We start from the raw sequence: 16514 nt of genomic DNA on the forward strand, positions 1-16514 counted from the left end.
CTATTTTAGCAATGACGACAGTGTAATATTTGCTCATATAACCATCGGTGTGCGGGATCATTCATGCTTTGCTTATGCCATACGAGGCTATAAGCGACTTTGCCATAATCTATAGGTAAAGCTTTAATGACCAGCCCTTGGGCTTGTTTGGCTGTGGCTCCCCAGTGGCGCGAGCAGGTAAACAGTAATTCACTGTGGTGACACATTAAGGCGGCACTACCAAAGTCTGCTACTGAAATGGGGATCGCGCGTTTTTTGGATTGCTGAGCCAGCAAAATATCAAAAAAGGGTGTGCTTAAGTCGGTATCGGTTATACCTATATGGCTGAATCGCAAATAGTCATCAAGGCTGATGTCTTGCTGCAAAGCCAAAGGATGTGATGCACTCATTAAACAAACCATCTCATCATTGATCAAGGTTTCCCAGACTAAATCGTCATCAATATCCGTCGGCTGACTTAGGTCGTGGGGTAAAATAATGAAATCTAACGAGCCCTTTATTAACCCATCAAAACCAATATTGTCTTTACTGTAAATATCTAAATGGATGTTAGGCGCTAACTTAAGAATATGAGCGCTTATTTTTGCCGCCAGTAGTTCAAAGGTGCTTTCACGCATAGAGAGCGCAAAACGGCCCTGATAATCAGCAGGACTAAACACATCTTGGCTCATGATATGGTTCATATCATTGATCATCTGCTGCACACTAGGGCCCAGTCTTCGCGCTAAGGGTGTGGCGATTAGCGAGTTACCATGTCGATAAAATAATTCATCATTAAGGCTGTTTCTTAGCTGACTCAAGGTTTTACTTACCGATGAGGGGCTTAAACATAAGCGTTCAGCACTGGCAGTGACACTGAGGGTATCAAGCATCACATGCAAAGTGATTAAGTGTTTCATGCTAATACGGGAAAGCTTTGCCAAATCCATTAGTGTCTTAACCCTTTATAAATATTGGATTTAATCATTAAAATATAAAGCTAAAGAGGATATGTGTATAGGCTCAAAAGTCATAATCAAGAGCCGCTTCACAGTGCTGACGAATAAAGAGTCTATTTAAGGCCGTTCAACGTCATTCTAGTTGCTCATGAGTCTTGGCTTATTTCAGATTAACCTTTGCTGATCCGTTAATTTCTTTTCTATTCAATATCCAACCACATTTCCCCCAGCACTTCACATGACTACTAGGCAGCAGTGTTTCTGATCTCGTGGATTGGGTTCAGGGTTTATTACCATCAATAACTGACTTCTCTACGCCATATTTGTCACCATTATTGTCGCTGGTGTCATTTATGGCAAAGCATAGCGAGACGATAGTCGCTATTAGATAACACCGATATCAAGCCTTATAAAGTTAACTGATTTAAAAATTATAATTTTCAATATGTTATAAATAATATGCCAATAAGATCTCGCACCAAGCTAACTTGGCCCACCAATTGCTATTACTAAGTATGTTTGTAATCTGTTTTACAGATTAGGCGGAATTTAAGTTAACCACTACTGGAGTAATAACATGACTGATTCTATTGTTTCTTTTCCACAATTAAACCGACCAGCACCTGCATTTAATACCAAGACGACTCATGGTATGCGCTCTCTCACTGACTATAAAGGCAAGTGGTTGGTGTTATTCTCGCATCCAGCAGATTTCACCCCTGTATGTACTACTGAGTTTATGGGATTTGCACAACACGCTGCAGAGTTTGCTGAGATTAATACCGAATTATTGGGTCTATCTATCGACAGCATTCACTCTCATATTGCTTGGGTACGTAATATTGAAGAAAACTTTGGTGTTGAGATTACCTTCCCTATTATCTCCGATTTATCAATGGCAGTGGCTAAAGCCTACGGCATGATCCAACCTGGCGCGAGTGATACCGCCGCTGTGCGTGCAACTTTCATTATCGATCCTGAAGGTATATTACGTGCCATGGTCTATTACCCAATGAGCAACGGGCGTTCTATTAGCGAATTTGTTCGTTTAGTCAAAGCATTGCAAACCAGCGACGCCAATGGCGTAGCGACTCCAGAAAACTGGCAGCCTGGTGATGACGTTATTGTCCCCCCACCAGCCACTACTGCTGAAGCCAAAGCCCGTTTAAACCAAGGTTATGAATACACTGATTGGTATTTCAGCAAAAAATCGCTTTAATTTTGCCGGCACAGGGATCTAAGTTCCTGTGCATCTTTTACATAGGATTAATATAGGAACTTTATAATGAACTCTACTTTTAGTGTCCATGAGTTTTTAGATGATGACAGTGAAACGTTCACTTATGTCGTTGCCGATAATGCCACTTCATATGCCGTTATTATTGACCCTGTTTTAGATTTTGATTACAAGTCAGGTCGTACTGATACTCGAAGTGCCAAACGAGTTTTACATTGGATTGAACGTCAAAACTTGACGGTGAAATGGATATTAGAAACCCATGCCCATGCAGACCATCTATCTGCTGCCAGTTTTATATGTGACAAAGTCGGTGGCAAAATAGGCATTGGCGAGCATATCACCGAAGTTCAAGATACTTTTAAAAGCATATTTAATCTTGAGGCGAGTTTTTTGCCGAATGGCAGTCAATTTGATCGACTATTTAAACATGGTGATCGGCTACAAGTCGGTGATATGACCATACGCATTATGCATACTCCAGGGCACACACCTGCCGATTTAGCCTACATCATTAACGAACAAGCCGCTTTTGTAGGTGACACTATCTTTATGCCTGATGTGGGGACTGCGCGATGCGATTTCCCTGGTGGCGATGCCAATACCTTATATGACTCAATCCAGACATTATTTAGTTTGCCAGACTCGACCGACATTTATGTGTGCCATGACTACCCTACTGAAGGCCGTGACCACCAATTTAAAACTCAAATCAGTCAACAAAAACAACACAATATTCATGTTAACGACACCATGTCAAAAGCCGATTTTGTTGCTTTGCGACAAAAACGAGACGCCACGTTAGCCATGCCAAGGCTGATATTGCCATCGATTCAAGTCAACATTCGTGCAGGAAAAATGCCTGATGCTGAAGACAATGGCACAGTCTATTTAAAAATCCCGATTAACCTTCTTTAAACCTAAGAGTCATCAAAATGATACAAGCAATTATTGGCGCATTATTGATTGGTTTAGTGCTGAGTGTATTGGGCTCTGGAGGCTCAATTATTACGGTTCCAGTGTTGTTATATCTTATTGGTATGCAACCACAATTAGCCATAGCTTCATCATTATGTATCGTTGGTGTAATCAGTTTAATCAGCAGTATGCGTTTCATTAAGCATAAAAAGGTTTCTTGGCGTCATGTGTTCTTATTTGGTTTACCTGGCATGGCGGGGACTTACTTAGGTGCTTGGACAAGCACTTTTGTGACCAGTGACATTCAACTGACTGTGTTTGTCATTTTAATGCTTATGGGTGCCGTCATGATGTGGCGTAATCAATCAAGTCGATGTAAAGCAGGCACGCTGGATGTGACCAAAATCCTCTTACAAGGCTTAGGGGTCGGTGTTGTGACTGGTTTTGTTGGTGTTGGTGGCGGCTTTTTAATTGTGCCGGCTTTGGTGATCCTCGGTGGTATTGATATTGGACTCGCGATTGGCACCAGCTTACTGATTATTACCATGAATTCATTCGTTGGCTTTATAAAATACTACTCATTGCTTTCAGATAAAGGGCTTGAGTTTGACTGGTCGGTTATTGGGATCATGATTACTGGCGGGTTTGTCGGCAGTATTGCAGGTCAATGGATAAGCCAATATTTACCTAAAGCAATATTACAGAAAATATTTGCCGTGTTTTTAGTCCTAATGGCGCTATTTATCCTAACTAAATCTATTATTTAATATCACGAGGTACACATGAAAACTGCTCAAGAATACATAAGTGAAATCAAAGCTAACATTATCGAAGTGAGTACCCATGATTTACTCACGGCAATGCTTAACCCTGATGTGGTTATTATCGATGTCCGTGAACACGAAGAATTTTTATTAGGCCATATCGAAGGTGCAGTGAATTTCCCTCGTGGTGTATTAGAGATGAAAATACACGAGCATCCTTTGGTCAGTCACCATTGCGAATGGGTTTTAGCATTAAATGAATTAGCAGAAAAAGAGATATTTCTGATTTGCCGTACAGGGGGCCGCTCCGCACTTGCTGCCGATTCATTACAAAATATGGGCTTTAAAAAACCACTATCTGTGGCAGGTGGTATGGTGCAATGGCAACAAGATGGATTTCCATTAGTGCCGTATAAGGTTTAAATCACAGTAAGCTAGATATGCTCTGGTTAATGGCTGATATCTTTCATTGCCATTAGCCAGAGGCCGTATATTTGACCACTAATTGGTAAGATGATTATTTTCGTGATGTGATCACAATTGATTTAGCGGTATTTTAATATAATAGTTATCTTCACCTTCTATGGGTGAAATATTGCCTGCACGAATATTGATTTGGATTGCGGGTAGTAGCAAAGCTGGAGTATCAGCATTTATATGACGTTGTTGATGTAACTGAACAAACTCAGTAAGAGTGACTTTCCCCCCTACAACGCGGTTATTCCTTTTTTGCGCAATAACCGATGTTTCTAATTGATTCTCCGCGTTTTTTTCTGTAGGTGGATAATGTCCTACAAATACACGGGTACAATTTGGCAATGCTAATATCCGTTGAATTGAATGGTATAAGGTGGTTGCACTGCTATCTGGGAATTCAGTACTCGCAGTCCCTAACTCAGGTGTAGATAAGGTATCACCGACAAACACTGTGTCTTCAATAAGATAGCTAACACAAGCTGGTGTATGGCCCGGAGTGTGCATTACGTGAATATTTAAATGACCTAATTTAATCAATTCTTCATCGACAAACAGTTGGTCAAACTGCTCACCATTACACTGAAAGCTTTCATCAAGATTAAGTAATCGCTTAAACGTGTGCTGGACTTTGGTGATATTCTCGCCAATTCCCGTTATCCCTCCTCGATTTTTCTTGATATAGCATGCCGCTGAAATATGATCATCATGGGCATGCGTTTCTAAAATCCATTCAATTTCATATCCATGTTTATCGATATGCTCAATCAGCATATCGGCAAAGTGGGTACTTATGGTTCCAGAGGCGATATCAAAGTCTAAAACAGGATCGATTATGGCGCTTTGACGCGTAGCAAGATCCGTCACCACATAAGTAATCGTATGGCTAACGTGATGATAAAAAGGATCGATGCGGATTTTGCTCATGACACATTACTCCCAACAAAATCCCTTGGGCATTTGTTAGATAAAACCTCATATGAATATCGGTCACATTCGCAACATCATTTATCGTTGACTGAGGAAGTTTGATTATTACAGTATAATGTTAAGTCAAATCATCATCTTTTACTGCGAATTATGTCGCAATAAATTGCGAACGAATCAACTCACTATGATTTAGGTTTTGCGTAATAAGACTTAACGTTTGTTAAGCCTTATTACGTCATTATTTACGTCTTTATTAGGGTTTGGCTGTCATCGGCGATACTGGATCACTGATGACTTTTTGCAATGAAAATGCACCTCTAATATCACCAAGGGCAAAGTTAATTGCTTTATCATCAGGATAGGTTTTATTAATCAATGCACTCAGTTCAGGGTTAATATTACTGCCATGACAACCTAAGCATAACTCTTGAGTTGGAATGGCTTTCATATAACGAAACTCAGTATTATCGCCATTAACAATATACTCGCTGGCCACTATCAGTTTATCAACGGATGACTGTCCTGAAGACTGAATGGCTTCAAACTTTTGTAATTGTGCTAACTCCCATGCATCTGGCGTATTGTCTGAATTACGCACCCGCAAACTGGTTCGAGCGAGCGTCCAGCCTTGTTTCGAATTCTGTGCAGTAATGGCAGGCGCTACCGACTTACACACAGACACAGCATTGGGCAATCCACCTTGCTTTATGGCTGCCTGTAACTGACCTTTTAATGTTTGGCTAAATTCGGCAATACGCTCATTAGCCTCTTGCTCAAGCATTTGCTGTTCGGTTAATGATGCTGCTTGGCTAACGCTGCACATACTCGCGAGTATTAGTAAAGCGCCTAATTTGCCAAATCCTGCCACGTGTTGATTACAATTCTTTGCTAATGTCATTATCATCATCCTCTGCTTCTAGGCGCGTGATCCCCATGAGTTTCAACGCATATTTTTCGTATAATGGTTCACTGCTACCTGTCTTCATTTTTCGTAGAAAGTATTTTTCAAAACCAATTTTGGCAAAATGTGCCCATTTCCCTTTTTTAAACCAAGAGACGTTACGCGGTGCTATTTGAGGCATTGCCACAAATACTGCACCTGTGTCACCCATATCAGCAATACAAATTGCATTCCAGGTGCCTTTACTTTTAGGCGGGCTGTTTTCAATAATAATGCTATGCAAATTGTGAGCGATTGCAGTCATCATCGACTCAATCATGTAACCTGTTTTTGGCATTCCGGTTGGGACTGGCGTTATTTCTGCTGGCGGGATTGCCACACAAACGCCACCCGCAAAAATATTACTAAATGTTGGTGAACGTTGATGTTCATCGGTAATAACAAAGCCTTTAGGGTTACATAGTCCTTCAACATTCGCGACAGCATCAATACCAGCAAATGGGGGGATTAACATTGAATGTTGAAATGGCAATGAGTGAGAAAAATCAACATTTCCCTTTCTATCAAGCTCTGAAATATGCATCACGCCCTCCTCTACAGAGTCAACCGTGGCATTGCATATCCATTTTATATCTCTTTGGCGTAACTCAGACTCGAGCATTGATTTTGAATCACCAACGCCACCTAAACCTAAATGCCCAACATAAGGCTCGCTAGTGACAAAATGAATTGGCACTTTGCTTCGAATGCCGGCATCACGTAACACCTTGTCTAAAATAAACACGTATTCATAAGCCGGCCCAAAGCAGCTTGCACCTTGAAATGCCCCCACGATCACAGGACCCGGATTAGCTAACAGTTTATCGACATCAACTTTGCACTCTACTGCATGTTCAAGTGTGCAAATAGATTGAGTAAAGTGTTCAGGGCCTGCTCCAGGTATAGTGTTAAATGCCAGTTTAGGACCGGTTGCGATAACCAAATAGTCATAGTCAATAATGTCTTCATCAGCAGTTATAAGTTGATTTTTTTCAGTATCAATTTTAGTCACTCTGGCACATTTAAATTCTATTTTTTTATCTGCTAAGTGTTTTTCTATCTGGAACGTAATGGCTTTAGGTTCTCGCCACCCAACTGCAATCCAAGGATTAGAAGGGGTAAAACGAAATGTATCATGTTCGTTAACCATTAAAACTTGATGGTCCTTACCCAAAATCTCTTTTATTTCGTATGCGGCTGGCATGCCACCAGTACCGGCACCTATCACAACAATTTTAGCCATTGAATGTTCTCCCCATTTACAGTGTCTTTGAACTCAATACGGCCATCAGACATGTATATTAGAGCTATACAAAGCTTGTGCCAGATCACATCTTAAATTTTAAGGCAATGAAATCAGTTACCTAGAACCAATCAATGTTTAGATAATGTAAATGCAAGGTTACCAAGTGACAAATGTGGCATTGACGTGACAATTATGGCACCTATAATGACATATTAGAATTAACTGATGCATATGTAGACAAGCGAGAGCAATAAATGGATAACACTACCGTAGTCCAATCGATGATAAACGCGATTGATAAACCGGCAATATTTATTACCCCAGACTATGTCATACATGCGGTCAATGAAGCCTATGCAGAAACATATGAGACCAAAGTGATATTGGGTCAAAGTAAGTGTCATCAGATTTCCCATCACAGTAACGAACCTTGTGACAAACACGGCGAAGATTGCCCTTTACAGCAATGCTTGAGTACGACTAGAGCAGCCAATGCGATGCATATCCATAGCACGGCTCATGGCAAGTCATATTGCGATATTTTAATGAAACCGATTAAAGATAATGATGGCCAAATCTTAGGGTTTCTAGAGATTCTAGATGCTATTGATTATGCATCGATCGAATCTAAAAAAGGCACTATGGTCGGTCAATCCGCGCCGTTTAAGGAAATGCTCAATCGGATAAATCGCGCCTCTCAATCCAACATTGCAGTACTATTGCAAGGTGAAACAGGCGCTGGTAAAGAGCTGGTCGCCAAAGCTGTACATCAAGCCAGCAGTAGAAGTGATAAGCCATTTGTGGTGATTGAATGTACCGGACTGAGTGAGAATCTATTCGAAAGTGAATTATTTGGCTATGAAAAAGGTGCCTTTACCGGGGCGACCACCAGCAAAAAAGGTCTGATTGAAATCGCCCATGGTGGGACGGTGTTTTTTGATGAAATTGGCGACGTACCAATGAATATGCAAGTCAAGTTACTCAGATTACTTGAAACTCAATGCTATCGCGCCGTTGGGGGCTTAAAACAAAAACGTTCTGATTTTAGATTAGTCAGCGCCAGCCATAAAAATTTACTCGATTTAGTTGAAAAAGGAGAATTCAGACGTGATTTGTATTATCGCATTGCAGGATTTCCGATTTACTTACCCTCGTTACGTGAACGCCATGATGATATTCCAACGCTCGTTAATCACTTTATTAAATATTCTGAATACAAACATAAAAAGTTTTCAGCTAATGCGTTAACCTTACTCAGTCGTTATGCCTATCCAGGTAATATTCGTGAATTGAAAAACATTATTGAGCAATCAGCATTAATAGCCAACGAAGATATGATCCACAGCAGTGATTTACCTGAAATTGTTCAACCTAATCACCTGTCGACCGAAGAAAACAATTCCCTAAAAACGGCAACCACGATTATGTCATTAGATGACGTTGAGTATAGGTATCTTTTTCAGGTCTGTGAGCAATTTCAAGGGTCTCCTGCAGAATTAGCCATTAAGCTTAATATCAGTGTTCGTACCTTATATCGTAAATTACAGCGCTATGATTTAAAACTAACAGCGCTGTAAGCACATCACTTCGACCTGCGCATTCACTAATGTTGGTGCATGAGTGAGTGCTTTTTATTACAGCAAGGTTTCATCATGGCGCTTTCTGCGCCCGCTTTGGTTTCACAGCAACGTTTCGCCTCAGGTCCACTGTGACAGCCCGCTTCTCCATCAGCATGATCATGATCGCAACAACCGCCATTAGCTTGCTTAGCAATATGTTTCACTGACGGACGCCCCTGACTTACCTGGGTATATTGTTCACAGTCGGATAAAACAGCAGCCGCAAAATGCTGTAACTCTGTACGGCCGTTTTTTGCATGAAATACACTCAAATTCTGGTTTAGTAGCTTAGACAATAACTGCTGGCCAATATTACGTATGATCACCCGATTCGCGCCTTGTGCCAGTATCAAACTGACTAATTGCTGCTTGCCCTCACATCCATCGAGTAAAGCGGGGTTGGTAAAACGCCCGACTACTTGAGCTTGGTCATTAATAAACAGTACCTCATCGGCTTTGCTAAAATGGTTGGAAATATTTTCCGCTTTCATGGGTATGGCTGTAATCATGGGGGCTGTCCTCACTGTACAATATTCAATTTTATCATCGAGATACCATTTAGTTTAAACGGCATAAATGGTTATGGTTGATGACATTAATGCTTGCCATTATCGATTAACAGTAATTAGCATATGCTATATATACGCCGATTAATGGCATATGCCAATTAGCATTGATATTTTGTGACCGGTGCCACGCTTAGCTCAATATCAATAATCGAATCAGTGATTTCTATTTTATTTGCTCAATGACAATTTTAATGATGGAACCCATAAAAATATTAACATTTAATCTTGGGTAAGCATTTCCATTGAGTTGAATATTGAGGAGTAAGCAAATCACGACGCATTGCCCACTTTTGTTGTATTCCTTGTGCAGCAAGAAACACAGTATCGCGGCCATAACGTTGGTTGATGCTATCAAGGGTGTGCATGAGGGCATAATCGACCTTAGCAGGATTGAATAAATCAAATTGAAAATATTTCTCACTGGCTAAATCAACGAGGCCTACGCCAATTTTGTAATACCGCACACCGACGCGAAACAACCTTGGTGCAGCTTGTCTAAGCGCTTTGGTGAGTTCAATAGAGCAATGTGTCGGACAAGGGAAATGGACAATGACCTTATCACTCACGGGCCGTTCGTCATGGGGGGAATTACTGGCAAACAGCAACATGGTTTTGCAATACGAGCCTTGCTGACGCGCTTTAAGCGCCGCGATAGCGATATGTTTGCTCAATGCCTGTAATAGCAATTCATAGTCAGTGATGCGCTCACCAACACTACGAGTCGAGAAAATTTGTTTTTTATCTGCCCTTACCTCATCCCATTGTTTACAGACTTGACCATTCAGTTCACGAACGGTTCGCTCTATTTCAATACTAAATTGTTTTCTCGCAAGGCTCGGTGGCATACAGGCAAGATCATATGCGCTGCGAATATTCATTACTTCAAGTTTTTTACTTATGCGCCTACCAATGCCCCATACATCACCGACCGCAAGCTGACGCAAAATGTCAGTGCGTTGCTGCAATGTCTCAATTACGCAAACACCTTGGTACCCTGGAATTTTTTTAGCGGCATGATTGGCTATCTTGGCTAAGGTCAAGGTGTCACCCATACCGACACAAACAGGTAAACGTGCTTCTTTCCAAACCGTACGACGGATTAACTGACCATGGGTATGCAGGCATTTAATCGCGGGGTAACTGTGTTTAAACGACAGGAAACATTCATCGATGGAGTACACATGCTGATCGGGCGCAAAGCGGCCTATTATCGCCATCATTTTTGCTGATAAATCGGCATAGAGCTCATAGTTAGATGAACACACAATCACATTACGCTCGGCACATAGCGCTTTAACTTGAAAATAGGGTAGAAATTTTTGTATGCCCGCTTCTTTTGCTTGTCGATTAGCAGCCACAATACAACCGTCGTTATTGCTCAGTACAATGATTGGCTTACCACGCCAATCAGGGCGAAATACCTGTTCAGCACTGCAATAAAAAGCATTGGCATCAACTAAGGCAAACATTGTTGCTTACCCTTGGTGGCTAACAAACATGGGGCTTTGTCGATGACAACGAATTGAGCGGATCACTACACCTTCAATACTAAAGTCATCATAATCGCAAATAGTTACTGGTAAATGTTGCTCATGAGATGACACTAGCATTCGCCGTTGCAGATCGAGAATTTTACACACAAATTCACCATTAAAATTAGCCACAATCACGTCGCCACTTTTAGCCGTTTCATGACGATCGACAATCAGTAAGTCGCCATCGAATATCCCAACACCTTGCATTGACTCCCCTTGGGCTAAGCCGATAAAAGTCGAACTTGGATGTTGCACTAACATCTCATCAAGACTGAGGCCTAATTGAAGATACTCAGCAGCAGGGCTTTCAAAACCGGTAATGCCAGCACTGGCGACAATGGGAATAAAGCGCATACGCTAACCTCGTACAGTTATATCGAATACTGTATAAAAACACAGTATCATTTATAGGGTACATAGTAGCGCTAAATTTTGTCTGTGCAAGTTTATTTATGTTAAATCGCGATATGCAGGCGGCATATTTAGCCATTGAAGGTTGTTATTAGCCAGCTAGATAGCGTTATCAGTTTAATAGTTAATGAGTTTATTTGTTCAAGGTCAAAATACAATTTGAGCGATTGGTCTACACTTGTGATCAGTACAACAATGAACTTGATGCAAACATACACTTGATTGCTACTTTTTTTTGGGGTCTAGTATGACACTCGCCACATTTGATATCGACATGCACGATGACAACTGCGACCTGAGTCTTGCAGGTGATTGGCAATTAGGCCAAGCACCACTAGGTGCCGATATTTGTGCCGCTCTTCCCGCAACTTGCCATACTGTCAGATTAGTGACGACTGAATTATCTCAGTGGGATTCAAGCCTTGCCATTGCCTTATTACAATTATCCCGCTGGTGTGAACAACAAAAAATAACCCTCAATATTCAAGATACCCCACAAGGATTACAACAATTACTGCAGCTAGCTACCGATGTGCCTGTGTATCAAACGGCGAATGATGGTGTCATTGGTGGCATGTGGGTCACGCTTCGTAAAGGCATGATTGTACAAGGCTTACAGGTGCACGATGGCTTAGTGTTTGTCGGGGAAAGCACGTTGGCATTAGGGCGTTGGTTAAGAGGTAAAGCCAGTACTCGGCGCAGTGATATCGTATTTTTTATTGAACAAGCAGGGCCTAAAGGACTGGCGATTGTCACTTTGATTAGTCTGCTAGTTGGAATGATTTTAGCCTATTTAGGTTCAGTGCAGCTGCGTCAGTTAGGTGCTCAGGTGTATGTCGCTAACTTAGTGGCGATTGGAATGGTACGCGAAATGGGCGCCCTGATGACAGGCGTCATTATGGCTGGCAGAACGGGAGCCGCGTATGCCGCTCAATTAGGCACCATGCAGGTCAATGAAGAGATTGATGCGCTGCGAGTCATGGGTATTTCCACCATGGAGTTTCTGGTGTTACCTCGCTTGTTGGCATTGATTTTCATTATGCCGTTAATGTGCATTTACTCTGACGTGATTGGCATGATCGGCGGTGCAGTAGTTGCCAATGGCATGGGCGTGAGTTACACCCAATATATTTTACAAACTCAGGTTGCCATTGATTGGGTAGACATATCCACCGGGTTGATAAAAAGCCTTATTTTTGGTTTTTTGATTGCGATTGCAGGTTGTCAGGCCGGGCTTAAATGCGGGCGAGATTCTAATGCCGTTGGTTTAGCCACGACCAGTGCTGTAGTTAAAGCCATTGTGTTTCTGGTGGTTTCCGATGCCGCGCTCAATATCTTATACGATAAGTTAGGGATCTAATTATGGTGGATGATGCCTTCATCAGTGTACGCAATCTTAGTGTCGGTTATGGTACGACCGAGGTACAAAAACAACTGAACTTCGAGATTAACAAAAATGATATCTTTTTTGTCATTGGCGGAAGCGGTTGCGGCAAAACAACCTTACTTAAATCAATGGTAGGATTGTTAACCCCACTTAAGGGAGAAGTACTTTATCAAGGTAAAAACTTTTATGACGCTGATGAACCAGCGCAAGTGGCCATGCTCAAAGACTGGGGGATCACGTTTCAAACTGGCGCGTTGTTTTCCAGTATGTCGCTTGCCGAAAATGTGGCTTTACCGCTACAACTGTATACCGACCTTTCGGATCGGCAAATAGCAGAGGCTGTGGCATATAAGCTTGCTTTAGTTGGCTTAGCTGGATTTGAAAAATTTTACCCTGCCGAATTAAGTGGCGGTATGCATAAGCGTGCAGGCTTGGCACGCGCGATTGCACTGGATCCACAATTGTTATTTTTTGATGAGCCTTCAGCAGGCTTAGATCCCATTAGCTCTATGCGCTTAGATCACCTAATTGTGCAAATTTGCCAAGCACTGGACTCGACCGTGATTATCGTATCGCACGAGCTACCCAGTATATTGTCAATCGGCACCCGCTGTGTGTTTCTCGATAATCAAACCAATACCATGCTTGATTGTGGCGATCCGAGAGAATTAAAACTTAACAGTAGCCAAGCTCGAGTGCGACAATTTCTCAATCGTGCTGATAAAGTGGAGGCATCATGAGTAAAAGCCAGCGACTTCCTCTTGCGATTGGGGCCTTTATCTTTGGCGCGATTCTTTTAGTGTTTATTGCCCTGCTATTTTTTTCTGGTGGGCGAATATTTGCCGAAAAAGCGCCTGTGGTCATGTATTTCAATAACTCAGTACAAGGGCTTCAAGTCGGTGCGCCAGTGAAGTTAAAAGGCGTAATCATTGGTGAAATAAGCGATATTAGCATTGATTTCCCCAACGACAGTAGCCAAGGTGTCACGGCCTCAGTTCACGCCGATTTACTGTTGAAACGCATCAATCTTAAAGGCATACAAGTGGGAGAAGAGTTTTTCTCCCATGCGATAGAGAATGGCTTACGTGCTCAGCTGAATTATCTGAGTTTATTAACCGGACAACTCTATGTTGAGTTAGATTTTTATCCCAACACATCCGCACATTTCCATGATGACAAAGATTCATTATTGGAGCTACCAACCATAGCGACTGATTTCGAATCCTTGTTTAAAGATCTGCAATCATTGAACTTGAAAAACGTCATCACCAATGTGGATAAATTGGCTCAGCAACTTAGCGACATTGCCGCCAGTGGCAAAATACAGCAAGCGCTGGATAATTTTGATAGCGCTGCAACAGCCGTTAGAAACACCGCTGCGCATATTGATACAACTCAGGCGACATTAGGCACCAAGAGTGCCGAAGTACTGGCTAAACTAGATAGTTTACTAATGCAGTTGAATAAAGATGAACCGCAAATGGTTGAGTCTCTCAACCTCAGTTTAGCGGCACTGCACAAAACATTAGTCAGTATTGATCAGTTGGCGAATCAAGCAGGTAATTCTTTAGATCAAAACTCCCCACTCGTGATTGAATTAACCAATACATTGGCAGAGATTAGCCGCACAGCTCGGGCGTTACGTAGTTTAAGTGAAACCTTAGATGAGCAACCCGAGGCGATTATACGTGGTAAGCAAGGAGAATAATGTTATGAGGCTATCTTGGATGAGATCACTATATTGGAGTGTGAGTTTATTGGCACTTAGCCTGATCAGCGGCTGCCAAAGCTCACCGCCAAAACAGTACTTTGTGTTAACCGCACCGTCCTTGCAGATAGAGCCCGGCAGTACATCACTCGAATACGATATTGGCATTGGCCCTATTGAAATACCCGAGTACCTAAACTTTACTCAAATGGTATATCCGCTTGAAGATGGCAGCCTACAAAGAATAGCCAACAGCTACTGGGCTGAGCCATTAGATCAAGGTATCGGCCGTGTCGTGAGTATTAATCTCAACCAAAGCGATCATAGTCGTAAGTTAGTGTTATTCCCCTGGGGAGCAGAAAATAGCCCGCAGTACAGTGTCAAAATAAAGCTTATGAGCTTAAGCAGAGACAGTAACAATGTCAGACTAAATGTTTATTGGGATCTTATCGATAACCAAGTAAACCGACATATCACCCAGCAACACTTCACTGCTGTCACCAAAGCAGGAGCAACGGCACCAGACATGGTTAGTGCATACAGCCATTTATTGGCTCAGTTATCTGAGCAAATCGATAAGTCACTGCAACAACTGCCAGATTAACCGGAAAGTTTAAGCATAAGAGATAATGCAATTTATAGAATAGTGAGGTTGATTCTAGATAGCGGCTTGAGCGCCTAACGTGTAAAAGATTTAGGTATTAAACGAGTTGTAGCATTAAATGCGATTCATTTTACATTTGTTTATCTGAAGATGAGAACCGATAAAAGGCTGCGGTTACTTAATCAAATTGACTTCTAATATGTGCTCAATCTTTTGCTTTTTACTACTCCAGATGTATTTGTAATGCCCACCTTGCTGTGGGATTGTGACGGCTTTAGGTTTGAATGCCGCAATACATTCACCACCACAGTCTCTTACACTACGATATACCAGGCCGTTACTGTCACGGGCACGCAATGCTTTAGCAAATTGCTGTGCTATCGCGTAGTCATCTGTGTGTAAGTCATCAAATTCTTGGGATCTAATATCATGCAGTGCCAACGCGACTTGATTAATATAGCAACGCATAGTGAGTTCGGTATCGGGCTCATTAGTCGCGCGTAAAAACACTTCTCGGTGGTAAATGGTTTCAGCAAAGGCGGTATGTAACGTTTTAGCCGCATAATACACTCCAAATTGACAACCATCGGTAAAGCGTGATGGCGTACCAATATGGGTAAATGCCGCCATTATTGGCGAGGTTCCAATACCAGAAATACGTTGTTCTACTGGCACCAGGGCCAAGTCGCCTGCTTCTTCACGTAAGCGGTCGTTGGTGAGTGATTCAATAGCAAAGACTATCTCAAGCTCATCAGGGTTGGCGACCTGTTCAAATAAGTCGATAGGCGGAAAATGGCTGGGCACTAATCTGTACAGCTTATCCGCGTTAGGCTCAATGGTATTAACCTCGTTGTGCATCAAGGTATCTCCGCATATCACTCAAATTTATCATGCTACCTTTTAGCATATACTCCAAAGCTGTTTGATTATTAAAGGCTTGATTGACTTTTTGAGGCCAAGCATCGGCTTGATCTCTTGTCGGAAATAAACTCCCAAGGGCTTTATAAATGCCTAAAACGTATGAAATACGCTCCAAGGTATCTGGCGACAATGACGACACTTTACCTTTTTTCCAATTATAAAATGTCGACTCGGCCGGCCTACCTAACAGCACAATTTGATCTTTTGCTCTTACATGCCAAGCATCCATGATATTAAAAAACACCTTCAGCGCGACTTGGGCAGTTTTTTCAGGATTTTGCTGTAACACAGCTTGCTCAATTGCAGACATATC

Annotated in this window: 18 protein-coding genes; 9 read left to right on the forward strand and 9 right to left on the reverse strand. The window is 41.9% G+C overall.

Translation table 11 applies throughout. From position 1 onward, the window contains the following. Positions 1–5: 5 nt before the first annotated feature. A complete protein-coding gene (locus H5123_RS06385) occupies positions 6–929 on the reverse strand; it encodes a LysR family transcriptional regulator (protein WP_182697391.1) in 924 nt (307 codons plus the stop codon). Between the two features lie 586 nt (positions 930–1515). On the opposite strand from H5123_RS06385, the gene H5123_RS06390 reads away from it, so the two are divergent. The 4 genes from H5123_RS06390 to H5123_RS06405 all read left to right on the forward strand — a co-directional run bounded on the left by H5123_RS06390 (position 1516) and on the right by H5123_RS06405 (position 4280). Further along, the gene (locus H5123_RS06390) at positions 1516–2157 is read left to right on the forward strand and encodes a peroxiredoxin (RefSeq protein ID WP_182697392.1); all 642 of its coding nucleotides are present in this window, start codon (positions 1516–1518) and stop codon (positions 2155–2157) included. A gap of 66 nt (positions 2158–2223) precedes the next feature. After that, positions 2224–3093 carry an MBL fold metallo-hydrolase gene (locus tag H5123_RS06395; protein ID WP_182697393.1) on the forward strand — a complete coding sequence of 290 codons (870 nt, stop codon included), beginning with the start codon at positions 2224–2226 and terminating at the stop codon, positions 3091–3093. Positions 3094–3110: 17 nt separating this feature from the next. After that, positions 3111–3860: a sulfite exporter TauE/SafE family protein gene (locus tag H5123_RS06400; protein WP_182697394.1), complete on the forward strand. Its 750-nt coding sequence runs from the start codon at positions 3111–3113 to the stop codon at positions 3858–3860. Positions 3861–3875: 15 nt separating this feature from the next. After that, positions 3876–4280, forward strand: a complete 405-nt coding sequence (locus H5123_RS06405; protein ID WP_124014907.1) for a rhodanese-like domain-containing protein — start codon at positions 3876–3878, stop codon at positions 4278–4280. 111 nt (positions 4281–4391) lie between these two features. Here H5123_RS06405 and H5123_RS06410 read toward each other — a convergent pair whose 3' ends face one another. From H5123_RS06410 to H5123_RS06420, 3 genes are all read right to left on the reverse strand, one after another. Next, positions 4392–5258 carry an MBL fold metallo-hydrolase gene (locus tag H5123_RS06410; protein ID WP_182697395.1) on the reverse strand — a complete coding sequence of 289 codons (867 nt, stop codon included), beginning with the start codon at positions 5256–5258 and terminating at the stop codon, positions 4392–4394. A gap of 256 nt (positions 5259–5514) precedes the next feature. Continuing rightward, positions 5515–6159, reverse strand: a complete 645-nt coding sequence (locus H5123_RS06415; protein WP_182697396.1) for a DUF3365 domain-containing protein — start codon at positions 6157–6159, stop codon at positions 5515–5517. After that, positions 6137–7444, reverse strand: coding sequence for an NAD(P)/FAD-dependent oxidoreductase (locus H5123_RS06420; protein WP_182697397.1), 1308 nt, complete (start codon positions 7442–7444; stop codon positions 6137–6139). The genes H5123_RS06415 and H5123_RS06420 overlap by 23 nt, the downstream gene beginning before the upstream one ends. 257 nt (positions 7445–7701) lie before the next feature. On the opposite strand from H5123_RS06420, the gene H5123_RS06425 reads away from it, so the two are divergent. Further along, positions 7702–9024 carry a sigma-54-dependent Fis family transcriptional regulator gene (locus H5123_RS06425; protein ID WP_259395597.1) on the forward strand — a complete coding sequence of 441 codons (1323 nt, stop codon included), beginning with the start codon at positions 7702–7704 and terminating at the stop codon, positions 9022–9024. A gap of 26 nt (positions 9025–9050) precedes the next feature. Here the strand turns inward: H5123_RS06425 and H5123_RS06430 are convergent, their stop codons facing one another. The 3 genes from H5123_RS06430 to H5123_RS06440 all read right to left on the reverse strand — a co-directional run bounded on the left by H5123_RS06430 (position 9051) and on the right by H5123_RS06440 (position 11524). Next, a complete protein-coding gene (locus H5123_RS06430) occupies positions 9051–9575 on the reverse strand; it encodes a NifB/NifX family molybdenum-iron cluster-binding protein (RefSeq protein WP_182697398.1) in 525 nt (174 codons plus the stop codon). Between the two features lie 272 nt (positions 9576–9847). Next, positions 9848–11104, reverse strand: a complete 1257-nt coding sequence (locus H5123_RS06435) for a Y-family DNA polymerase (protein WP_182697399.1) — start codon at positions 11102–11104, stop codon at positions 9848–9850. Between the two features lie 6 nt (positions 11105–11110). Next, positions 11111–11524 carry a LexA family transcriptional regulator gene (locus H5123_RS06440; protein ID WP_124014913.1) on the reverse strand — a complete coding sequence of 138 codons (414 nt, stop codon included), beginning with the start codon at positions 11522–11524 and terminating at the stop codon, positions 11111–11113. Between the two features lie 304 nt (positions 11525–11828). Between H5123_RS06440 and H5123_RS06445 the strand changes: the two genes are divergently transcribed. Genes H5123_RS06445 through H5123_RS06460 form a run of 4 tightly spaced genes read left to right on the forward strand, consistent with a single transcriptional unit; the run spans position 11829 to position 15280 of the window. Continuing rightward, entirely contained in the window at positions 11829–12941 is a 1113-nt protein-coding gene (locus tag H5123_RS06445; RefSeq protein ID WP_182697400.1) for an ABC transporter permease, read from the forward strand. A gap of 2 nt (positions 12942–12943) precedes the next feature. Then, entirely contained in the window at positions 12944–13708 is a 765-nt protein-coding gene (locus H5123_RS06450; RefSeq protein ID WP_182697401.1) for an ABC transporter ATP-binding protein, read from the forward strand. Beyond that, positions 13705–14676, forward strand: a complete 972-nt coding sequence (locus tag H5123_RS06455) for an MlaD family protein (protein ID WP_182697402.1) — start codon at positions 13705–13707, stop codon at positions 14674–14676. Before H5123_RS06450 ends, H5123_RS06455 begins: the two co-directional genes overlap by 4 nt. Before the next feature lie 19 nt (positions 14677–14695). Further along, on the forward strand, positions 14696–15280 hold the full coding sequence (locus H5123_RS06460; RefSeq protein WP_182697403.1) for a membrane integrity-associated transporter subunit PqiC: 585 nt from the start codon (positions 14696–14698) through the stop codon (positions 15278–15280). Between the two features lie 174 nt (positions 15281–15454). Here H5123_RS06460 and H5123_RS06465 read toward each other — a convergent pair whose 3' ends face one another. Continuing rightward, entirely contained in the window at positions 15455–16138 is a 684-nt protein-coding gene (locus H5123_RS06465) for an RES family NAD+ phosphorylase (RefSeq protein ID WP_182697404.1), read from the reverse strand. Beyond that, positions 16122–16511 (reverse strand): antitoxin Xre-like helix-turn-helix domain-containing protein, encoded by a 390-nt coding sequence (locus H5123_RS06470; RefSeq protein WP_182697405.1) that lies wholly within the window; start codon positions 16509–16511, stop codon positions 16122–16124. The genes H5123_RS06465 and H5123_RS06470 overlap by 17 nt, the downstream gene beginning before the upstream one ends. Positions 16512–16514: the final 3 nt, after the last annotated feature.

This window comes from Shewanella sp. SR43-4, from assembly GCF_014163845.1.
GTDB lineage: Bacteria > Pseudomonadota > Gammaproteobacteria > Enterobacterales > Shewanellaceae > Shewanella > Shewanella vesiculosa.